23 protein-coding genes and 1 tRNA gene are annotated in these 20,565 nt (G+C 52.3%); 11 read left to right on the plus strand and 13 right to left on the minus strand.

The features are described from left to right. Positions 1 to 122 precede the first annotated feature (122 nt). Positions 123 to 1,490 carry a TrkH family potassium uptake protein gene (locus BN348_RS01945; protein ID WP_040195848.1) on the minus strand — a complete coding sequence of 456 codons (1,368 nt, stop codon included), beginning with the start codon at positions 1,488 to 1,490 and terminating at the stop codon, positions 123 to 125. Between the two features lie 87 nt (positions 1,491 to 1,577). Continuing rightward, positions 1,578 to 2,009: a bis(5'-nucleosyl)-tetraphosphatase gene (locus BN348_RS01950; RefSeq protein WP_040195849.1), complete on the minus strand. Its 432-nt coding sequence runs from the start codon at positions 2,007 to 2,009 to the stop codon at positions 1,578 to 1,580. A gap of 256 nt (positions 2,010 to 2,265) precedes the next feature. On the opposite strand from BN348_RS01950, the gene BN348_RS01955 reads away from it, so the two are divergent. After that, positions 2,266 to 2,961, plus strand: coding sequence for an ABC transporter ATP-binding protein (locus tag BN348_RS01955; RefSeq protein ID WP_040195850.1), 696 nt, complete (start codon positions 2,266 to 2,268; stop codon positions 2,959 to 2,961). Positions 2,962 to 2,968: 7 nt separating this feature from the next. Here the strand turns inward: BN348_RS01955 and BN348_RS13790 are convergent, their stop codons facing one another. The 5 genes from BN348_RS13790 to BN348_RS01975 form a co-directional block, all read right to left on the minus strand. Further along, the gene (locus BN348_RS13790; protein ID WP_156136382.1) at positions 2,969 to 3,109 is read right to left on the minus strand and encodes a hypothetical protein; all 141 of its coding nucleotides are present in this window, start codon (positions 3,107 to 3,109) and stop codon (positions 2,969 to 2,971) included. Between the two features lie 141 nt (positions 3,110 to 3,250). Then, on the minus strand, positions 3,251 to 3,967 hold the full coding sequence (locus BN348_RS01960) for a tRNA1(Val) (adenine(37)-N6)-methyltransferase (protein WP_040195886.1): 717 nt from the start codon (positions 3,965 to 3,967) through the stop codon (positions 3,251 to 3,253). Positions 3,968 to 4,148: 181 nt separating this feature from the next. Then, the gene (locus tag BN348_RS01965; protein WP_040195851.1) at positions 4,149 to 4,871 is read right to left on the minus strand and encodes a PHP domain-containing protein; all 723 of its coding nucleotides are present in this window, start codon (positions 4,869 to 4,871) and stop codon (positions 4,149 to 4,151) included. Then, positions 4,868 to 5,200, minus strand: a complete 333-nt coding sequence (locus BN348_RS01970; protein WP_040195852.1) for a DRTGG domain-containing protein — start codon at positions 5,198 to 5,200, stop codon at positions 4,868 to 4,870. The genes BN348_RS01965 and BN348_RS01970 overlap by 4 nt, the downstream gene beginning before the upstream one ends. Before the next feature lie 370 nt (positions 5,201 to 5,570). Beyond that, the gene (locus BN348_RS01975) at positions 5,571 to 6,944 is read right to left on the minus strand and encodes an MATE family efflux transporter (RefSeq protein WP_052446632.1); all 1,374 of its coding nucleotides are present in this window, start codon (positions 6,942 to 6,944) and stop codon (positions 5,571 to 5,573) included. Between the two features lie 271 nt (positions 6,945 to 7,215). Between BN348_RS01975 and BN348_RS01980 the strand changes: the two genes are divergently transcribed. The 6 genes from BN348_RS01980 to BN348_RS02005 all read left to right on the plus strand — a co-directional run bounded on the left by BN348_RS01980 (position 7,216) and on the right by BN348_RS02005 (position 12,662). After that, positions 7,216 to 7,932 carry a hypothetical protein gene (locus BN348_RS01980; protein ID WP_040195853.1) on the plus strand — a complete coding sequence of 239 codons (717 nt, stop codon included), beginning with the start codon at positions 7,216 to 7,218 and terminating at the stop codon, positions 7,930 to 7,932. After that, entirely contained in the window at positions 7,916 to 8,386 is a 471-nt protein-coding gene (gene acpS, locus BN348_RS01985) for a holo-ACP synthase (RefSeq protein WP_197068261.1), read from the plus strand. Before BN348_RS01980 ends, acpS begins: the two co-directional genes overlap by 17 nt. Positions 8,387 to 8,798: 412 nt before the next feature. Then, positions 8,799 to 9,455 (plus strand): GNAT family N-acetyltransferase, encoded by a 657-nt coding sequence (locus BN348_RS01990; RefSeq protein WP_040195854.1) that lies wholly within the window; start codon positions 8,799 to 8,801, stop codon positions 9,453 to 9,455. A gap of 116 nt (positions 9,456 to 9,571) precedes the next feature. Continuing rightward, positions 9,572 to 11,107: a bifunctional ADP-dependent NAD(P)H-hydrate dehydratase/NAD(P)H-hydrate epimerase gene (locus BN348_RS01995; protein ID WP_052446634.1), complete on the plus strand. Its 1,536-nt coding sequence runs from the start codon at positions 9,572 to 9,574 to the stop codon at positions 11,105 to 11,107. A 96-nt stretch (positions 11,108 to 11,203) separates the two neighbouring features. Further along, a complete protein-coding gene (locus BN348_RS02000; RefSeq protein WP_040195855.1) occupies positions 11,204 to 11,761 on the plus strand; it encodes a hypothetical protein in 558 nt (185 codons plus the stop codon). Between the two features lie 544 nt (positions 11,762 to 12,305). Next, positions 12,306 to 12,662, plus strand: a complete 357-nt coding sequence (locus BN348_RS02005; protein ID WP_040195856.1) for a type II toxin-antitoxin system PemK/MazF family toxin — start codon at positions 12,306 to 12,308, stop codon at positions 12,660 to 12,662. Positions 12,663 to 12,785: 123 nt separating this feature from the next. Here the strand turns inward: BN348_RS02005 and BN348_RS02010 are convergent, their stop codons facing one another. From BN348_RS02010 to BN348_RS02025, 4 genes are all read right to left on the minus strand, one after another. Beyond that, positions 12,786 to 13,724, minus strand: coding sequence for a magnesium transporter CorA family protein (locus BN348_RS02010; protein ID WP_040195857.1), 939 nt, complete (start codon positions 13,722 to 13,724; stop codon positions 12,786 to 12,788). Positions 13,725 to 14,131: 407 nt separating this feature from the next. Further along, positions 14,132 to 14,464, minus strand: a complete 333-nt coding sequence (locus tag BN348_RS12860) for a helix-turn-helix domain-containing protein (RefSeq protein WP_052446635.1) — start codon at positions 14,462 to 14,464, stop codon at positions 14,132 to 14,134. A gap of 465 nt (positions 14,465 to 14,929) precedes the next feature. Then, on the minus strand, positions 14,930 to 15,205 hold the full coding sequence (locus BN348_RS13475; protein WP_082020741.1) for a zinc-ribbon domain containing protein: 276 nt from the start codon (positions 15,203 to 15,205) through the stop codon (positions 14,930 to 14,932). 626 nt (positions 15,206 to 15,831) lie between these two features. Continuing rightward, positions 15,832 to 15,907: transfer RNA gene (locus tag BN348_RS02025), tRNA-Lys, on the minus strand. A 239-nt stretch (positions 15,908 to 16,146) separates the two neighbouring features. On the opposite strand from BN348_RS02025, the gene BN348_RS02030 reads away from it, so the two are divergent. Genes BN348_RS02030 through BN348_RS02040 form a run of 3 tightly spaced genes read left to right on the plus strand, consistent with a single transcriptional unit; the run spans position 16,147 to position 18,002 of the window. Further along, on the plus strand, positions 16,147 to 16,521 hold the full coding sequence (locus tag BN348_RS02030) for a GntR family transcriptional regulator (protein ID WP_040195859.1): 375 nt from the start codon (positions 16,147 to 16,149) through the stop codon (positions 16,519 to 16,521). Between the two features lie 3 nt (positions 16,522 to 16,524). Next, positions 16,525 to 17,385, plus strand: coding sequence for an ABC transporter ATP-binding protein (locus BN348_RS02035; protein WP_040195860.1), 861 nt, complete (start codon positions 16,525 to 16,527; stop codon positions 17,383 to 17,385). Beyond that, entirely contained in the window at positions 17,382 to 18,002 is a 621-nt protein-coding gene (locus BN348_RS02040; RefSeq protein ID WP_197068262.1) for an ABC-2 transporter permease, read from the plus strand. Before BN348_RS02035 ends, BN348_RS02040 begins: the two co-directional genes overlap by 4 nt. 814 nt (positions 18,003 to 18,816) lie before the next feature. Here the strand turns inward: BN348_RS02040 and BN348_RS02045 are convergent. Together BN348_RS02045 and BN348_RS02050 are read right to left on the minus strand one after the other, a co-directional pair. Further along, positions 18,817 to 19,149: an AzlD domain-containing protein gene (locus BN348_RS02045; protein ID WP_040195891.1), complete on the minus strand. Its 333-nt coding sequence runs from the start codon at positions 19,147 to 19,149 to the stop codon at positions 18,817 to 18,819. After that, positions 19,139 to 19,873: an AzlC family ABC transporter permease gene (locus BN348_RS02050; RefSeq protein ID WP_040195862.1), complete on the minus strand. Its 735-nt coding sequence runs from the start codon at positions 19,871 to 19,873 to the stop codon at positions 19,139 to 19,141. The genes BN348_RS02045 and BN348_RS02050 overlap by 11 nt, the downstream gene beginning before the upstream one ends. A 335-nt stretch (positions 19,874 to 20,208) precedes the next feature. Between BN348_RS02050 and BN348_RS02055 the strand changes: the two genes are divergently transcribed. Then, positions 20,209 to 20,556 (plus strand): helix-turn-helix domain-containing protein, encoded by a 348-nt coding sequence (locus tag BN348_RS02055; RefSeq protein ID WP_040195863.1) that lies wholly within the window; start codon positions 20,209 to 20,211, stop codon positions 20,554 to 20,556. The last annotated feature ends 9 nt before the right edge of the window (positions 20,557 to 20,565 follow it).

The following is a 20,565-nucleotide window of genomic DNA, read 5'->3' on the forward strand; positions in this document are numbered from 1 at the left end:
TATACAAACCGGCCCGGATGAAGCATACAGCGTCATCCGGGCCGGTTTTATAATCTTCTGTTATTCTGAGTTAGAACACGGACGTCGGTTCGATAGAGACCAGGTATCGGGAGCTTCTGCCGTCACCCGACGATGATTTTTCCCTGGGGCATGACGGATTTCTTGTTCCTGCTCCTGCGCATGGTGAAGAACAGCGCGAGGGATACCGGGCCGACGCGCCCGATAAACATCGTGATGATCAGGATGACCTTGCTCAGAACGCTTGCAACGCCTGAGATGCCGACACTGACGCCGACGGTTGCGAAGGCGGATACCGCCTCAAACAGCGAGTTGATGCCGCTGACCAGTGGGGAATCGGTCGTGAAGAAGATGGTCATGGCCGCAATGCCGACCGCAAACAGCGCAATGCAGGTGATGGCCAGCGATTTATACACGACATGCTTGTCAATGCATTTCCGGGTGATGGTGGTGTCCTCCTTGCCGCGCGCGACACAGAACACCGTCATCAGGATGACCGCAAAGGTCGTCACCTTGATGCCGCCGCCGGTCGAACCCGGCGCGGCGCCGATGAACATCAGCCCGATGGACATAAACTTCGTGATGCCGTGCATGGCATTCATGTCAATGCTGTTGAACCCGGCCGTTCGCATGGTAATCGATTGGAAGAACGCGCCCAGGAACCGCTGTTCGGTGGGCAGGGAGCCGAGCGTTTCGGGATTGTTCCATTCGAACAGCAGGAATCCGAGGAAGCCGAATACAATCAGCCCGATGGTCATGATCAGCACAACCTTGGTGTGCAGCATCAGCCGCTTGGTCTTTCGGTAGTTCATCAGATCATACCAGACGATGAAACCGAGTCCGCCGATCACAATCAGGGCGGCGATGGTGATCAGGACGAGCGGTTCACCCTGATAGTTGGTCAGGCTGCTGAAAGCGCCCTCCCGTCCGAGGATATCGAAGCCCGCGTTGCAGAAGGAGGATACGGCCAGAAAGATCGAGATGAACACGCCGTCCGCGCCGTATTTCGGGACGAAGTGCGTGCTCAGCAGCAGCGAGCCCGCAAATTCCACGATCAGGGACAGCCAGACAACGATCCGCACCATCTTGGTCACATCGATCAGGCTGATGTGGTTGACCGTTTCCTGCGCCAGCTTGAGGCCGCGCAGCCCGAGCTTGCGCCCGACGATGACATTGAAGAAGGTGGTCAGCGTGACAAGTCCCAGTCCGCCGATCTGAATCAGAATCAGAATGACGGTCTGTCCGAACAGGCTCCATTTGATGTAGGTGTCAAATACGATCAGGCCGGTCACGCAGGTGGCGCTGGTCGACGTGAACAGGCAGTCGATAAAACCGGTCATCTGTCCATCCCGGGAGCTGACCGGCAGCATCAGCAGGATCGTGCCGGTGATGATGACGCAGAAAAAGCTGACGGCAATGACCCTGGTCGGAAAGGAAAAAAAGGACGAACGTTTTATTTCATTCGGTTGCATGATAAACAAGCTCCTGTCGTTTGTTTTCAAAAATCATTTCAAAAGATATTGCCCATTTATCCGAACGGATAGATGGACAATGAACGCTTATACAGTTTGGTTGACCGGCGCGTGTTTTTTCAGATATTCCTTGGCTTTCCCAAGAAGCTCGCGGTCATTCTTGAAGGTGACGATCCTGAGCGCCTCTTCCATATCCGCCCACATGATATCCCCGATCTCCTCATCCTGTTTCTTGATGATATCGGTCAGCGGATAGGCCAGGAAATAGACGACCATCTTTTTTGTGTCCGGCTTCGGGCTGTAGTAGACGCATTCCCGGAAGTTGTCCTGGATATGGACCTTCAGCCCGGTTTCCTCCCGGATTTCCCGCAGCGCGGTCTGAATCTCGTTTTCGCCGCTTTCAACATGTCCTTTCGGGAAGGACCAGTGTTCGCCGTAACGGTGTTTGAGCAGCAGTATCTGAATTTTGTTGTTTTCACATTTGTAAACCAATGCACCGCATGATTTTTCTTTTCTCATCGTTTTTATACACACCTCTTTTGGACCTTTGAGACAATCTATTTCATCCCGCAGCATCAATACGGGACCGGAATCAAAGACGATTTGCGAATGTCTTCTTGATATCTATTATAATATACCACTTTCTCGGCAAATAGTGAAGTGCAATCTCACAAAAACAGAAAAATTTTCTGATGACCCTTGTCCCGGTCTTTATTTTTCCCCAATCGGCTCATAATAAAGATGGATTGGAATCATTTGAGGAAAGAGTGATGAGATGGAACACCTGATCGATATCAAAAACGTTTCAAAAATTTATAACCCGGGTGAAAATGAAGTCAGAGCGCTGGACAACGTCAGCTTACAGGTTGATGAAGGGGAATATGTCTCGATTGTCGGACAGTCCGGCTCCGGAAAATCGACGCTGATGAATATATTGGGCTGTTTGGATATCCCGTCGAGCGGCCGGTACATCCTGAACGGCACCGGCATCGGCTCGATGCCCGACGATGCGCTGTCGGAAATCCGCAACAAGACGATCGGGTTCATCTTTCAGGGGTTTAATCTGGTCAGCAACCTGAGCGCGCTGGAGAATGTCGAGCTGCCGCTGCTCTACCGCAGGATGGGCCGGGAAGAACGGCAGGCCATCGCGCTGGACGCGCTGCATAGGGTGGGCCTGTCCGAGCGGGTCGATCACCTGCCGTCCCAGATGTCGGGCGGACAGCAGCAGCGGGTGGCCATCGCGCGGGCCATCGCCGCCCGCCCGCCGATCATTCTGGCGGATGAACCGACCGGCAATCTGGACAGCCGGTCCGGTGAAACCGTTATGGAGATTCTGCGGGAACTGCATGCCGAGGGGAAAACCGTGATCCTGATCACGCACGACAACGCGATTGCCGATTCGGTCGACCGCACCATCCGCATTCTGGACGGCCGCATTGTCGAGGACAGGACCCGGGAACTGGCCGGCTAAGTACGAATTACCGCTCGCTGACATGCGAATCCATGTCGTCGTAAAAGATGAAGTCATCCAGGTCCCCGCCTGCCTGCAGCCAGTCGTGATCGTAGTAATCGTAGCCGGGCCATTCGGCCTGCAGCTGATTGGTCTGATGTTCACACATGTCGAAACGCTCCTTTGCCGTTGGTGTTCATGTCTTTTTTTAAGCTTGTTTCCCCCTTTTACGCACGCGGGAAAAACAAAACGCTTCTACCAGTCTATGCAGGCGCAAGGCAAAAAGATACCGATATGCAGCGAAAGGATGCTACATATCGGTATCTTTTACACGGTATAACCGTTCGGCTTCGGGGGAATCCATTAAAAACGGCGGTTCCACGCGCAGAAAGGATTTTGCCCCCTTTTTTCCCTGCACCAGAAAGAGCCACGGGCGCGACCGGGCGTTCTTCTGCACGAAGCGCAGGCGCTTGGGCTCGATGCCGCTGCCGCGCATGGCGTCCACCACATCCACCAGCCGTTCCGGACGCTGGCACAGGCAGAACGAGCCGCCAAAGCGAAGCAGGCGAGAAGCGGTCCGGCAGATGTCCTCCAGCGTACAGAGCACCTCGTGCCTGGCAATCCGTTCGCTTGGGGACAGGCTCTGAATGCCCGCGTCCGGTGCCTTGTACGGCGGGTTGCAGGTGATCAGATCGAACGAAGCCGCGGGGAGAACGCCGCCGAGCGCCTTGAGGTCGGCAAGCAGCGGCGTGACGCGGCTTTCAAGGCCGTTTCGGCGTACCGTCCTTTTGAGCTGTTCAATGGCCTTTGCCTGAATGTCCACCGCCGTGATGTGCCTGGGCGCGGCATCTTGGCTGCGGAACCACAGCAGCGGGATGATGCCGCAGCCGGTGCCCAGATCGCAGACGGTGTCCTTCCTGCGGGGCGCGGCGAAATCCGAAAGCAGAAACGCGTCGGTTCCGAAGGTGTGTTCCTTGGATACATAAATGGAAAACCGTTCGTTCAGCGGTTCCAGTTGCAAGCGCATCGACTCCTTTGCTGAAATTTCTGCGGATAAGGCTGCAGCCGGCAGTGTCTCTGCCGGCCCGCGCAGCGTTTCTTTGCCGGTATGCGGGAAGATATATCGGCGCGAACCGGGCATGATCATGCGGAATGCTCCAAACACCGATTCAAGGACCGGATTCATCAAAGACCACTGGAAATCAAAGTTATCCGGCTGCGGACTGCAGCAGGTCCAGCAGCTGTTCGGGATGTGCCGGGTCCACAGGAAGGGTGCGGACCGCTTCGGCGATATCCCACAGATAGTGCGCGTCCGAGTCGGTCACGACACGCATCGGCCGGATGTTCGGGTACTGCTGCCGGTAGGGTTCGATATTCTCCACATGCGCGATTTCCACCGCCGTAAAGGCGCACTCATCGGGAATCCAGCCGAGGTTGGCGATGATGCTGTTGGAATCCTTGTCGATATGCGCCGGGAAACAGAGCATATGGAACTGCCGGGACAGTTCCTTTAAATCCATGACCGAGATGTCCGCGGCGTTGATCAAAAGCTTCGGCTCGGTGCCGATGAGGTTGTCCTGTTCGTCCAGAATCCGCTGCTCGCCAAAGATATCCGGCCGGTTTTGGATGTCCGGCAGCTTTTCATGCACATAGGCGTCAAAGGCCATCGCCTCGGCGAGGCTGTAAAACAGGCAGACAACGTGCACCTCCTCGGAGGTACACAGCTCCATGCCAGGGATGACGGTCAGCGGCAGTTCCTGTGCCGCTTTCAGAATTGCCGGGCAGTTTTTGCAGCTGTTGTGGTCGGTCAGCGCGATGATCTGCAGGCCGTTGAGCACCGCCATGTTCGCGATGTTGTTCGGCGTCATGTCATTGTCGCCGCAGGGAGACAGGCAGGAATGCAGATGAAGGTCGTAGAATGCGCCGCTCATGACAGCAGCTTTGCGACCGCCGCAGCGGTTTCATAGACCGGCAGCTCGGACTGCAGTACGGCGACGTCCTGCTGGAGCGCCTTGGATTTGCCTTCCGCATCGCACTGCACGTTTTCGGCGATGATGATGCAGGACACATCGGCCAGCACCGCGACGGCGACCGCGTTGATGTTGCCCATCACCGTAATCCACGCGCTGTCGGCCGGCGCGCGGCCCATCACAATGCTCAGCAGGTCACAGCAGTACACGCCGTCAATCTGCCGCTGAAGCGATGTTTCCCCTGAAATAACTGTAAATCCCAGCTTTTGCGCAAGTTCCTTGACTGTCATAAAAAGCCCTCCCCAAATCTTTCTGTTATGGAAAATATCATACCATAGAAACCGGGAAGTTGCAAGGAAAACAGCCATTCAAGCCGCCGCAGTTCACAGCATATCGGCAGGCGGCGAGATGAACGAAGCGGAGGTGCGAGAACGTCCGAAGACATTGGTACGGCGGCAGCCGGAATACTGAGACCAACATCTGAAGCGCGGTGATTTGTCAGATATATGATCTGTAATGGGGGCGCGGACAGAGATGTCCCTCAGGGGACGAAGCCCTATAAAGCATATGATGGACGAGAAGCGCCCATATGGTGTCTTATGACAAGACAGTGGAAAAGAAAAACCGGCCGTCCGGTGGATTCCGAACGGCCGGATAATTCTATGACGCATGTGAAACGTCTTTAGATGGTTCAGGTGCATCCTCATGCGGCATGCTGCGGAATAAATAAAGCACCAGAATTCCGCTGAGCAGGAAGCAGACCAGCTCGGCGGCCGGGACGGAAAGCCATACGCCGGTCATGCCCCAGATTTGAGGAAGGACAACGATAAACAGGATGGTCAGCACGAAGCCGCGCAGGATGGAGATCAGGAAGGACGGCTTTGGCCGCGCGATGCAGGCAAACAGCGAGATGGTCACAATGCTTACGCCCATCAGCAAAAACGCCGTGAAGTAAAGCCGGATGCCGTCGGCGGCAAGCAGCGCGAGCTGCTCGTTGCCGTCCCGGTTAAAGAGTGCGATGATCTGTTCCGGAAACAGGTTGCTAACCAGATAGACCAGCGTGCCCAGCACGAACACACAGATACAGGAGGTCAAAAAGGCGCGCCGGATGTTCTTTGGCTTTTTGGCGCCGTAGCAGAGACTGACGACCGGCTGCATCCCCTGCGCGACGCCGGTGAAGATCGAGATGCAGACCAGCGCAATGTTCGCGACAATGCTGTACGCGCCGACGCCGGTGTCCCCGGCGATGCTCAGAATCACCTGGTTGAAGATCAACAGGACGATGCCGGTCGAAATCTCATTGACCAGAGACGGCATGCCGGTCGATACGATGGACACAAACCGGTGCGGACGCAGCGGACACCGCTGGAGTTTGAAATGATGCCGTTTGCGCAGAAAATGCGAGGACAGCACGCACATACTGAGAATCGGCGCAATGCCGGTTGCAAAGGCAGCGCCGAATATCCCCATCCCAAGCGGGAAGACGAAGATGTAGTCGAGCAGGATATTGCCGAAGCTGGCCACCAGCATGGCAGTCATGGCGAGCTGCGGGCTGCCGTCGTTGCGCACAAACGCAATCAGGATGTTGTTCGGAATAAAGGCAAGTGAAAAGCACAGCACGGTTTTTAAATAGGTGGACGCAAGCGCATGGGAACCGCCCTTCGCACCCATCAAATTTGCGAGCTGGTCGGAGCAGAACACGCCGAGCAGCGTGAGAATCCCCGCGAGAACCAGTCCCAGCAGGAGGGAATGGGTGAAGATTTTGTTGCACTGCTCACGGCTGCCTTCGCCGACGGCGATGGAAAAACGCGTCGCGCCTCCGACGCCGATCATCAGTCCGATGCCGTTGATCAGTGAATAGACCGGAAGCGCCAGATTCAGCGCGACCAGCCCGTTGTTGCCGACGCCGTTCGCAACAAAGAAGGTGTCGGCCAGAATGTACAGCGACAGGCCCAGCATGCTGATGACGTTCAGCGAGACATACTGCAGCGTGACACGGTAGATGTTTTTCTGTAAGATAGCGGTCTGTTCCATACGTTCCTCCCCAAATAAAAAATCACCAGACCCGCGGTATCCACAGGCCTAATGACACCTTTGCGACTGCCTTCTTCTTAGTATCCCCATAACCCGGCGGCTATAACGATGAAGGCAATATTCTTTTGTTGTAGTATAGCATATCGGCCCCTGTTTGGCAAGCAGATTTTTACATACGGCAAAAAGCGAAGAAGGATTGTAATAATTTATAAATTTTTCATTCCATTCGGGGGGAAAGATGGTATAATAGCATCATAAAGGGGGCGTTTGCATGAACGAACAGGAAAATCTCCGGGAAGAAACCGGGGAGACGCAGGAAATCGATGAACAGCAGTCTGTCCAGCCCGAAGAGCAGGACGACGAGAGCGAATATATGACCATGACCTATGGCGAAGCGGTTGAAAAACTGGAAGGATATGAGGATGACGAAATTGTCCAGACCACGGCGAAGGCCGTTGTCCACACGGTGGAGCGGGAACGGGTGAGATTCCACCGCCTGATCTGGTGGGGCGCGTTTCTGCTGGCCGTGATCGTGATGTCCGGCGCATACGGCATCATGACCTCGATGAACAACCTGTTGTTTTCCATCTTTGCGGTCGGCGCGGCGATTGCCTGCGCGTTCGGCGTCTGGAAGGTCTGGATGGGACTGTATGTCGATTATAAATATGCTGTCAAAAACGGTTTCTTTGAGATTCAGCAGGTCAACTCGGGCCGCAAGGTCATCCCGATGGTCAAGTTTGACTGTAAACGCATCACCAGACTGGCGCCGTACGACAGCAATGTCAACCGGCAGGATTACAACTATGTGCTGGAGGCCTGCATATCGCCGCGGGATCCATCCAAAAACAACACCTGGGTCATCGAGATGAAGGACCGCACCAAGGGACAAACCCTGATTCTCTTCAATCCAAATGAAGAAATTCTGGAAGCCATCCGCGCCAGAATGAACGAATATGACGAGGTGTATGACGGTGTACGGGAAGAATAACAGCATATGCGGCGTCGGTGTCGACATGGTCGAGATTGAACGCATTGCAAAAAGTATGGAAAACCCTCGTTTTTTGACGAGGGTATTTTCTATAGAGGAGCAGTCCTATTTTGAAAGCCGCTCCTTTCCGATCCAGACCATTGCCGCCGGGTTCGCGGCAAAAGAGGCGTTCTCCAAAGCCATCGGCACCGGTGTTCGGGGGTTCTCCCTGCAGGATGTGTCGGTGAGGCACGATGCGCTTGGAAAGCCAATCCTTGCTTTTTCGGGGCCGCTGGCACAGAGGGTCCGGGAAGAAGGATGGCACTTTGAATTGAGCCTGTCCCACTGCAGGGAATATGCGGTGGCATTTGTGGTGGCGTCAAAGCTTCAGGAACAGATAGCGAAGCTTTCGGACGGCGAAACCCCAAATCAGAACAGGTGTCCCGAAACGAAATGTTCAGAAGAGTACCTGTAATTTCAATGAAGGTATGCTGGCAAAAGCACATTGACATTGGTTCGGGTGAATCTGAAGAATCATAGCATCATGTCCAGGTGGTCCGGACGGACATGACATTGCATTCAGGTGGTCCGGACGGACATGACATTGCATTCAGGTGGTCCGGATGGACACGGCATTGCGTCAGGTAAGCCGGAAGAACCATGGGATCGTGTCCAAATGAGCCGGATGAACATGGTGTCGTGTTCAAATAAGCTGGACGAGCATGGTATTGTGTTCAAGAGAGTTGAAAAACCATAGTATTCTGTTTATGAAAACCGGACGGTCGTGGCATCATATGTCAGATTCATGGAACGATCGTGGCATTGTATTGCAGTAAATGCATTTCTGCAGGGTGCCGATATTGATATAGAGCAGTAAGGAGAGAAAAATGGATATACAACTGAGGCTGGAACAGCCAGCGGATTACCGGAAGACGGAAACCGTCACAAGAGAGGCGTTCTGGAACCACTTTTCTCCCGGCTGCAATGAGCATTATCTGCTGCATATCATGCGCGGGAACCCTGCGTTTCTTCCCCAGCTGGATGTAGTCGCGGTACATGACGGCAGGATTGTCGGAAATATCGCCTATATGAAGGCTGTCATCCATGGGGATGATGGAAAAACATATGAGGTGCTGAGCTTGGGGCCGATTGCGGTGCTGCCGGAGTATCAGCGCAAAGGCGTCGGCCGCAGACTCATTGGATACACGCGGGAGCTGGCCCGAAAAATGGGGTTCCGTGCGATATTGCTTTGCGGCGACCCGGCTTACTATGGACGGCAGGGGTTTGCGGCCGCGGAACAGTTCGGCATCCGGACGGCGGACAACATGTATGCCGCGGCGCTTCAGGTCTGTGAATTGTATGAAAACGCTCTGTCAGGCATCAGGGGACGGTATATAGAGGATGCGGTTTATGAAGTCGATCAGGACGCTTCCGCGGCATTCGATCAGGGCTTTCCTGCAAAGGAAAAGATCGGCGGCACACCCTCACAAAAGCGCTTTCAGGAGATCGTGGCGATGCAAAAGCGCGCGGATAAGCATGGTTGATTGGTATATGGGAACAGCAGAATCGCTGTGCATCAATCTTTCAGGCGGTTGAAAGATTCCTCTGCAGGCAGTAAAATGAGACACGGGCGCGACAGGTTTGATAGGAGGTCATAAGATTGTATATCCTGACAGCAAAGCAGATGAAAACCGTAGAGAATGAGGCCAACCGGATGGGGGCCGCCTTCCTGGATTTGATGGAAAACGCGGGCACGGCGGCGTTCAATGTCATCCGTAAGCAGAACGCGGTGGAGAATATGAACTGCTCGGTCTTCTGCGGAAAGGGAAACAACGGCGGAGACGGCTTTGTCGTCGCGCGCAAGCTTTCGCAGATGGGCGCGAATGTGCTCATCCTGCTGACCGACGGCATCCCGCAGACGACCGAGGCATATGAAATGTATCTGGTTGCCAAGCAGCTCGACATCCATATCAGTGACGCGGATGTCGATCTTGGTGCGGTTTACGGGTTCATCAAGAAGAGCGACATCATTGTCGATGCCGTTTACGGCACCGGCTTTAAAGGCGCGCTCAGCGAGAAGGCAATCAAGATCACCGATATCATCAACGCCAGCAAGGCGCAGGTCTATGCGCTGGACATTCCCAGCGGCGTCAGCGCGGATGAGTGCACGGTGGATGAAAGAGCTGTCAGGGCCGACTGCACCATCGTATTCGACAGCTATAAATATGCGCATGTCTCAAATGTCAGCAAGCACCAGTGCGGCCGCATCGAGCTCAAATCGATCGGAATTCCGGAGGACGCCCATCTCGCGGTTAAAACAAAAGCGCAGCTGATCGATGAAGATATGGTCTTTTCGGCGGTGAAAAAACGACGGGACGACGCCAACAAGGGCACCTATGGCAAGCTGATGAATGTCAGCGGAAGCTTCGGCATGACCGGCGCGGCGGTGATGTCCACAAAGGCCGCGCTGCGGGTAGGGACGGGCCTTGTCACAGCCGCGTCCCCGGAGAGCCTGATCCTGCCGCTGGCCGGGCATCTTGTCGAGGCCACGATGCTGCCGCTTCCGGAAACAGAAGGGCATCTGGTAGCATCTGATGCGCACACCCTGCTGGCCGAGAAGCTGCAGGGCTATTCGGCCTGCCTGATTGGCTGCGGCATGGGTGTGAACGACAATACCCATGAAAACCTCACGCATCTGATCAGGAACTGTGAAAAACCATTGATTATCGATGCGGATGGCATAAATTTGATCGCGCGGAATATAAATATACTGAAAGAGAGAAAGGCCCCGGTCATCCTGACGCCGCATATGGGGGAAATGGCGCGGCTGCTCGAATGCAGCGTGCAGAACCTGCAGCGGTATAAGCTCGAAGCCGCGCTGAAATTCGCGAAGAAATTCGGCGTCGTGCTGGTGCTCAAGGATTATAATACGGTGGTGACCACGCCGGATGGACGGCTGTACTTCAATTCAACCGGGAATCCGGGACTTGCAAAGGGCGGCAGCGGGGACATCCTGGCCGGTATGATCGCGGGCTTTGCAGCGCAGGGAATCGATCCCGCTATGGCTGCGTGCGCCGGCGTCTATCTGCACGGGCTTGCCGCGGACCGCTGCGCGCTGCGCAAAAGCCAGTACGGCATGCTCCCGACCGATATCCTGGATGATCTGTGCGCGGTCTTTCTGGAACATCAACGTTAAGGCCTCCCTTCCAACTCCCGCCGCGGGAAGGGTGCGAACCGGGCATGTCCCGGCGGCCTTTCAAAATCGCTGGCGGCAGCGGAGGATGGTTTTTGCATGAAGAGATTAGCGGTCTTTTTGTCGATGGTTCTGTTGACGGTCTTTTTTACCGGCTGTTCCGGCGGCGACTCATCCGGCGGATCGGGCGGAAAGAACAGCTCAATTCCGCCCGCGGTCAGCGAAGCGTACGGCGGCGCATACAACACCACGGCGAACATCAAATACCGGGATATCACGGCACAGGCGGTCTTTACCAAGGACGCCGGCGGCACCGCGACGGTCACCTTTACAAGCCCGGATTCCCTCAAGGACATCAAGTTTGTCTACACCGAGCAGCTTGTGACCGTATCGTATAAGGAGATGGAGTTTTCACTCGATCCCAATTCATTTTTGGCGTCGTCCGTGACGCAGACGGTCATCTCGTCGATCGATATGGTGACCCGGCAGAACGGCGTTCGGGTTCAGCTCAAAGAATCGGGCCTTTGCGTGACCGGCGAAATGGAGACCGGCAACTTCGAGCTTGTGCTGGATAAGGAGAGCGGAAACGCGCTGCGGCTCAATGTCCCGCAGGATGAACTGGAGGTTGAGTTTGTCAACTTCAGCTTTGTCAAGTAATACGCAGCCTCATGCCGGTGCGGATATGCATTCCTGTCAGTAAACGACGGCGGCGGAGTTTTGATATCAAGTATTCAAATAAAATATGGCGGACAGTCCGGAAGAAGGGTTCCGAACTGTCCGCCTTTTTATCTGTCTATGATACAGCAGTACACGCGGCGGCACCGTGCAGCGAATGTGCCGGACGGTGCTGAAATGATTCGGAGAGGTCGGTCGAGCCGAAACAGCCGGATGAAAAACAGGAATGTTTTTTATCCGGCTGTTTCCATGAATTCTGCAGGAGTGTCCGGCCACAAACGGCCTTCTTTGTTTCACAAAACGGCCGAACGCGCCGGGGCCGGGCCGGGACAAGAGTGTCAAATCGCCTGTCCCGGCAATAAGATGATAGTGGGATAGCCGCGGTCTTTTATCCCGCCGGGTTCAGGGACATTCCTTCCCGGCTTCATTCTCAGAATTTTATGAATTCGATGATTAATCATCCGATAAACCGGCTAAAATACAATCAGAGCAGAACAAAATTTAAACAAGGCGGAGCGTGAGAAGCGTGACTGTCAAAAGAGGCGAAATTTATTATGCAGATTTGAGTCCTGTCGTGGGATCTGAACAAGGCGGAGTCCGACCTGTTTTGATAGTTCAGAATGACGTGGGAAATAAATACAGCCCAACCGTGATTGCGGCTGCAATTACCAGCCAGAAGGAGAAATCCAAACTGCCGACGCATATTGAACTACGATCCATGAACTGCGGTCTCTCAAAGGATTCGGTGGTCCTGTTGGAACAGATCAGAACCATCGATAAGAAACGGCTCAAAGAGAAGATGGGCAGACTGGATGAAACCTCCATGGATATGATTAACCATGCATTGAGTATCAGTTTCGGATTGGATCCGGATCGGGAGTAAATAGATCAGACGTTGAATATGCGATAGTGCATATCCGGATTGGATCGGCACTACATAGGACTTGAAAAGCTGCAAAAAAGAGCATCCCGCAAAAAACGGGATGCTCTTTTTCTATATTCCGGTTCAGAACATCTTTTTTCTCCATAAGAAGATAAAGGTGCCCAGCGTGCCCAGCAGCGAGATGCCCATGACAATCCAGAACCCGTAGGGATGCCCCTCAAACGGGACAGGCACGTTCATGCCCCAGTAGGCCGCAAAGATTGCGGGAATCGCCAGGACGATGGTCAGCGCCGCCAGTAGCTTCATGACGATGTTCAGGTTATTCGAGATGATCGACGCATAGGCGTCCATGGTGCCTGAAAGGATGTCGCGGTAAATCGAACACATCTCGATGGCCTGTTTGTTCTCGATGATGACATCCTCCAGGATATCCTCGTCATCCGAATATTTTTTGATAAACTCCACCCTCAGCAGTTTTTCAAGCACCAGCTCGTTGCTTTTCAGCGAGGTGGAGAAGTAGACCAGGGATTTTTCCAGCGCCATCATCTGCAGAAGCTCCTTATTCCGGTAGCTTTTCTGCATTTCGGTGTGGACCCGGTTGCTGGCCGAATCGATCTGGCGCAGATAGTTTAAGTACCTGCCTGCATTCTGCAGCAGCAGCTGGAAGATGAACCGCGTTTTCTTGGCGGTGTACAGCCCGCGGATGCGTCCGTCCAGAAAGTCGCGGACCAGATGCGACGCAATCAGGCAGGTTGTGATGATGTATTCCTCGCAGTGCACGATGCCGAAAGGCAGTGTGGTATAGACGAAGCTGTCGTTTTCCTTTTCAACGCGCGGGATGTCGACGAGGATCAGCGTCTGATGTTCCTCCTCCTCGTGTTCGATGCGGGAACGCTCCTCCTCATCCAGTGCGGCCTTGACAAGCTCCGGCAGCGCGCCGGTCGCCTGGCAGACCAGGGTGATCTCCTCTTCGGTCGGCGCGGTCAGATTGATCCAGCAGCCCGGCTCGAAGTTTTCCAGCTCCACAATCTTGCTGTTGGAGCTGCGGTAGATATTCAGCATTCTTCCGTCTCCTTTCAGGATGGAACGGGGAATGCCCTGTCACTGCTTTCCGCCGGCCCATCCATATGTAGTGTTTTGCACAAGTGCATACCCTCGAGGGTCAGCTTCCACAGTGAGTCACCTCCAACATATTAAAAAATCCATGTCTTATTATATCCGTTACGGGCGGTCTTTTCAAGCTTTTCCGACAAATTAAGACCGAAAAATCAAGCGGGAAGACTTTCGACCGGGATACGGCGCGCAGACGGTGCGGCGAAGCATTCCCCTATACAATTTGCCCGAAAAAACGGCTGGTAAACAATCTCTTTTACGATATGATATGGAATATCAGCGCCGGCTGTGAAGAGCGAGACGCTTCCATATCATCATTTGCTGTTTGTGTCGGGTAGCAGCCATGTTTCTTTCCTCTATTCTTCCTGATAGAACATACCCATTAAGATCCCAACAGCGCGTTTCTGCTTAAAGATGGAAAGCCTTCGATAGGCGATCAGCAATTCCAGTTCCGCTTCCGACAGATCTTTTTGCAGAAAATGTTTCATAGAAAAAGAAACATCGGTTCGGTCAAGCAAGAAATCAGCCGAAACATCCAATTCATCACAAAGCTTTAACAAGGTACTGACACTGGGATTTGACCGTCCGCATTCAAACGCGCTGATGGTTTCCTGCGACACGCCGATTCTCATAGCCAACGCAAGCTGATTGATACGTTTTAATTCCCGGATTTTCAGCAGATTCTTCATGGCAGATAAGCATTTCTATCTGCGAATTTTTGAAAATTAAATAGGAAGTTCGATTTGGACGGTCTCATATCACGATCAAATATTTGCTTATTTGGATTGTAAATGTCATTCATATCATCACCCTATTAAAAGATAACATATTTCCAGTATAGTCGAGGAGAAAAAGTCTTATCTGGAATATGGTTTTTATTGGTGATGTTCCATTGAATTTGTTATGGATATCCATTGTGGCTCAGCCGTATGCCGCCGGCAGTCTTTCTGAATGTGCTTCCGGAACACGGAGCAATGTAAAAAAAGAAGCTGTCCATGATGTGGACAGTTTTTTTCTGATCATCGATCAAAACCTCGAACCCCGGACGCCTTTTCCAGTACCCCTCGCCGATGTTGGCACCGTCCTGTTTCAGACAGCTTCGCAAAGACTGCTTACAAAATAAAAAGCACCCCGAAGGGTGCTTTAAAAGGTCGTTATCTTCTGTTGCCTTCAAAACATTCGCTGCAATAAACAGGACGATCGTTTCTGGGCTCAAAAGGAACCTTGCAGGAATTTCCGCATGATGCGCAAACAGCATCAAACATCTGTCTGGCACCGCCGCCGGAATTGTTCTTGCGCGCGCCACGGCAGGCTTTGCAACGCTGAGGCTCATTGGTGAAGCCCTTTTCAGCAAAAAACTCCTGTTCACCAGCAGTAAAAATGAATTCTTCTCCGCAATCTTTGCAGATAATAGTCTTGTCGTTGTACATGAAAATACCTCTTTAAATTATTGCGCTCATTGGAGCGATGTTATTTATTATACTTTATTCATTCGGAAAAGTAAAGAGATATGATAGAAATTCATAAAAAATAATTTGTCAGCCCCCAATTTCGACATTCAGAAAAAGAGCACTTTTCAATAATGGGATTATTGGGCAGCTTTTTAATGCGTCATCTGTATAAACCTCTTTGACTTCTTTATCATACAAAGGAATTTCTATTTTAAACCTGTCCACATATCCTCTTTCCATACAAGCATATAAAAAGGATCGTAGATGTTTGACATATGTCGCTGTCGTTACATCTGATAGAAATTCCACTTTATTGCTCTGACTGGATTTGTGCTGTTTCTTTTCAGAGTGAGAAATTCTTCAAAAGTTTCTTTGACAGTCTATCGTTTGTATGCGTTCTCATTGTCATTTTCATGGCGTTCACAATGATTCTATTCGGTTACGCCCTATTTCATGACAAAAATAGAGCACCTGATTGTGTAATTTAGTCCCTGCAATCAGGTGCTCAATAGAACTTATGATTTCTATTTTTTACGAATAAAACAAAAAAAATCGAGTGGACAAACCCAGCATTTCTGCGGACAAGCCCACTCGATTTATAAATTTGGTGATCCATCGGAGACTCGAACTCCGGACACCCTGATTAAAAGTCAGGTGCTCTGCCAACTGAGCTAATGGATCATAGAACCTATTCACTTGCGACTTTTATATTATATCAAACTGGAAAATGGATGTCAACACTTTTTTTCATAATTTTCGGCTTTTTTCCCCTAAATTTTAGGTCCGGCGTTGTTTTGGGTTTCCAGCACTTATTCTAACCGTAAAGTTCTGGATTTATGCAGAAAGGTATTGACAAAGCATATGCTGAGCGGTATATTGTATATAGTGGATATATACAATATACGGAATGGGGATGGGATATGGATATCATCATCAGCAATGCGAGCGACAAGCCCATCTATGAACAGATCGTCTCCCAGATCAAGAACCTGATCATCACCGGCAATCTGCAGGAGGGAGAGATGCTGCCTTCCATGCGGCTGCTGGCCAAAGAGCTTCGCATCAGCGTCATCACGACAAAACGGGCGTATGAGGAGCTGGAGCACGAGGGCTTTATTGAGACCGTAACCGGAAAGGGAAGCTTTGTCGCACGCAAAAACGTCGCGTTTATCAAGGAATCCCAGCTGCGTGTGGCCGAAGAACTGATACAGAAGGCGGTTTCGGTGGCCAAGAGCAGTGGAATTGACTATGAAGAACTGGCCGAAATCCTTCGGCTGTTATTTGAGGAGGAATAATCGATGGAAGATATCCTGGAAATCAAGAACCTGTGCAAGCAGTACCCCGGCTTCCGGCTGGAGGATGTCAGCTTTGCACTGCCAAAGGGGGCCATCATGGGATTTGTCGGAGAGAACGGCGCCGGAAAAACGACGACGATCAAACTGATTCTCAATCTTATCGAGCGGGACAGCGGACAAATCAAGCTGTTCGGGCAGGACAACATCAAGGATGAGCGGGCCATCAAGGAACAGGTGGGCGTTGTGTTCGACGAAGGATATTTCTACGAGGGACTCAAGCCGAAGGAGATCGGGAACGTGATGAAGGGCATCTTCAAGAGCTGGGACAGCGCGCTGTTCCACGGCTATCTGGACCGGTTCGGCCTTCCGGCAAACAAAACGATCAAGGATTACTCCAAAGGCATGCGCATGAAGCTGTCGATTGCAACCGCGCTGTCCCATCGGCCGAGGCTGCTGATCCTGGACGAGGCAACCAGCGGGCTGGACCCGATTGCGCGCAGTGAGATTCTCGACATCTTCCTGGAATTTATCCAGGATGAGGAGCATTCGATCCTGTTATCCTCCCATATCACCAGTGACATCGAGAAAATTGCCGATTATGTGACCTTTCTGCACGACGGCAGGATCATCTTCAGCAAGCCGAAGGATCAGCTGACCGAGCTGTACGGCGTACTCAGATGCGGCAAAAACGAGTTCGGCCGGATTGACCGCGATGACATCGTCGCCTGGCGCAGCAGCGCGTTTGGCTGCGAAGCGCTCGTAAGGGACCGGTTTGCCCTGCGTGGAAAATACAGCGGTATGGTGCTGGAAAGCACGACGATTGAAGATATCATGTTATTCTATATCAAGGGGGAATTGGTGTGAAGGGTCTGATTTTAAAGGATTTATACAATTTGAAATCCTATATACGCTATATTCTGGTGGCGATGCTTGTCTTTTCTGTGATTTCCATGTTCAATGAGGTCGCCTTCATTGCGGGAATGCTCACAATTATGATATCGATTCTGTCCGTCACTTCATTTTCATATGACCAGCAGTCCAAATGGGACCGGTATGCGTTAAGCCTGCCGATTTCGAAGACACAAATTGTAACGGCCAAATACCTGCTTGGAGGCATCTTTGCACTGACCGGCGCAGTGCTTTCGTTTGTATGTGTGACAGCTGTGCAGCTGTTGAGGCATCAGCCGATTGATATGGGGATTGTGGTTCTGGTGTACGCCTGCTTTGCTGCCGCGGTACTGATGATCAGCATTATGCTGCCGCTGACCATCAAGTTCGGCGTGGAGAAGGGCAGGATCATGATTCTGCTGGTGGCATTCATTCCGGCGATACTGGTTGTACTGCTGTCAAAGGCCGGCGTGGCAATGCCCAGCGATGCGCAGGTTATGTTCCTGATAAAGCTCAGTCCGGCAATTCTGGCGGTTGTGGCGTTCCTGTCCTATCTGATTTCGTGCGGGGTATACGGCAGGAAGGAAATATAAATATGGCATCAAAAGAGCCGGTGAAAATGATTTTCACCGGCTCTTGGTTTGTCCATAAAATAGAGGATGCTCTGAATTTGTTTGGAAGGTATGGCTGTATCAGCTCAGTCGATGTAACGCTGTGACGCGGCGGACTCATGGTGCTTGTCAGGACGCATTCGCAGGGATGTTGTATCGTTGTGATACAGCGGTTTTGCGTTGCTTACCAGGTGAGACTTGGCAGGAAAGCGTTGTTCCGCTACAGTGCGGCAGTTTTACTGTGTTTGCCAAGGGACCTTGGCAATGTGGTTATTACTTCGTTGCCGGCCAAAGAAGGTACCAAGAAAGGCCGTTCAAGGGGACCAGCTGCGCTGGCGCACGCGCTACGCGTCACTGAAATAAAAAAGAGCCTATGACCAACACACTACAACAACGCAGCCAAAAAAGCGGCGTAGCCGATTGCCCCACCGCTAGGTGGTGGCCCCCCTTGAAAATCCTCCTATGGTGTATGTTTATCTGTTTCGGCCGTCTGCGGACGGCTTTGAGTCGGAATGATTCCCAGGTCGAAGAACGGCGTAGCCGATTGCTCCACCGCTAGGTGGTCGGCCGTCTGCGGACTGCGTTTAGAAGGCAGGGTGGATGAATGGCTGGTGACGGACGATTGCGTTTCCTAAGACTGTCTTTGCGGGTACACTGATAGCCGAAGCCTCTGTGTAAACGATTCCCCACCCAGAGAGCGCCGTAGACGATTGCCCCACTGCAGGTGGTGTTCAGAGGTTCGGCTGGTGTCTGTGTCGCTCTTTGTATTGACCCTGATTATCTTCGGTGATAACGATCAGATAAGCCCGGAGCCGGATACAGTCAAAATCCATTCGGTCAAAAACACTGTGCCGGTTGCGCCAAGCGCGACAATCAAAAGCCCCAGCTTGCGCCAGGCGAGAATCAAAGCGACAACGGTGCCGGCAATGGCCGAGACCAGGCAGGCGGTTGACGTGAAGATATCCGGAAAGACCATGGCGGCCAGCACGCCGTACGGCATGTATACCAGAAAGGACTGGATATATGGGTTTTTGATCTTTTTGCGGAAGACAGCCAGCGGAATCACACGCGGCAGATAGGTCACCAGCGCCATAATCAGGATGACCAGCAGAATTCTTTTATAGTCCATCGCCATCCTCCCCATCCTTTACCTGTGCGACCGGATTCAGATAGGCGCCGACGCCGGCGGAAACCACGCCGCAGATGATGAACACCCAGCCGCTGCCAATGGCGTTGAGGCCCGGTACAAACCGAAAGATGCAGCTCATGATAATTGAAATGACGACCACCCGCAGGACGGGCCTTGCGCTTTTGGCGGGCGGGACGATGATCGCGATAAACATGGCAAAGATTGCGATTCCCAAGGCGGAACGCACCGAAAGCGGCAGGATGGAGCTGGCGAGAGCGCCGAGCGCCGTCCCGGCGTTCCACCCTAAATAGGATGTCAGGATCAATCCGATCATATAGCGGAAATTCAGCTCGTCCTTCTGCTGAATCGAGACGGCAAAGATTTCATCGGTGTTGCCGAACGCGATGACCAGACGCTGCCAGAACTTCACATCGGGCGACAGCTTCTGGGACAGGGACAGGCTCATCAGCATATAGCGCAGGTTGATGATCAGCACGGTGAACGCGATCTCAAATAAAACCGCGCCGGATGCGATCATGTTGACGCCGACGAACTGTCCGGTACCGGTGAAATTGCTCAGGGATATCAATATCGGGGACCACAGCGGCAGACCCTGTTCGACGGCGGAAATGCCGAACGCGAACGACACCGATATGTAGCCGATCGCAATGGGGATGGCATCCTTGACGCCTTTATAAAAGACAAGGCCGTTTCGGTTGGACATAGCATACACTCCCTCGTAAATCTTACCGGACTATTTTATCACAATCCCGCATTTTTTTCAAACAGGATAAAAGCATTTGCGACAGAAACAGAAAAGGATCCTCTCAATGCGGTGCGGATTTGTAAAAAAGGGAACACACAGCTGTCATATTTTTTTAGATTGACCAAATGTATCCTGGTGGATAACTTGTTCAAAATAGGACAAATTTTTCAAGAAATGAAAAAATATTGTTATAGTTTGTTAATCTATTGCAATATAGTTTTTACATGGTTTATTACTAGGATATCCATTCTAGACTATAATGGAAGAAAAAAGATAGTCTGGAGGGATAAACTATGGGAGTGGATTATGAAGCGATTGGCAAGAGAGTACGCGGATTCCGAACAGATCTGGGTTTGACGCAGGAGCAGGTGGCGGAGCTCGTCGAGCTGTCCAACCCACATATCAGCAACATCGAGCGCGGCACGACCAAGATGAGTCTGCCGACATTGGTGGCCATTGCAAATGTGCTGGAAGTTTCAGCGGACGAGCTGTTGTGCGACAGCCTGGAGCATTCCGAACCGGTTTATCATCACGAAATCGCAAAGATCATGGAGGACTGCAGCAGCGAAGAGCTCCGCGCGCTGACGGAAATTCTGAAAGCGGTCAAAGAGACGCTTCGCAAAGTGTATCCCAAGGAGTGAAAGCCCGAA

The organism is Candidatus Soleaferrea massiliensis AP7, assembly GCF_000820765.1.
Classification (GTDB): Bacteria; Bacillota; Clostridia; order Oscillospirales; family Ruminococcaceae; genus Soleaferrea; species Soleaferrea massiliensis.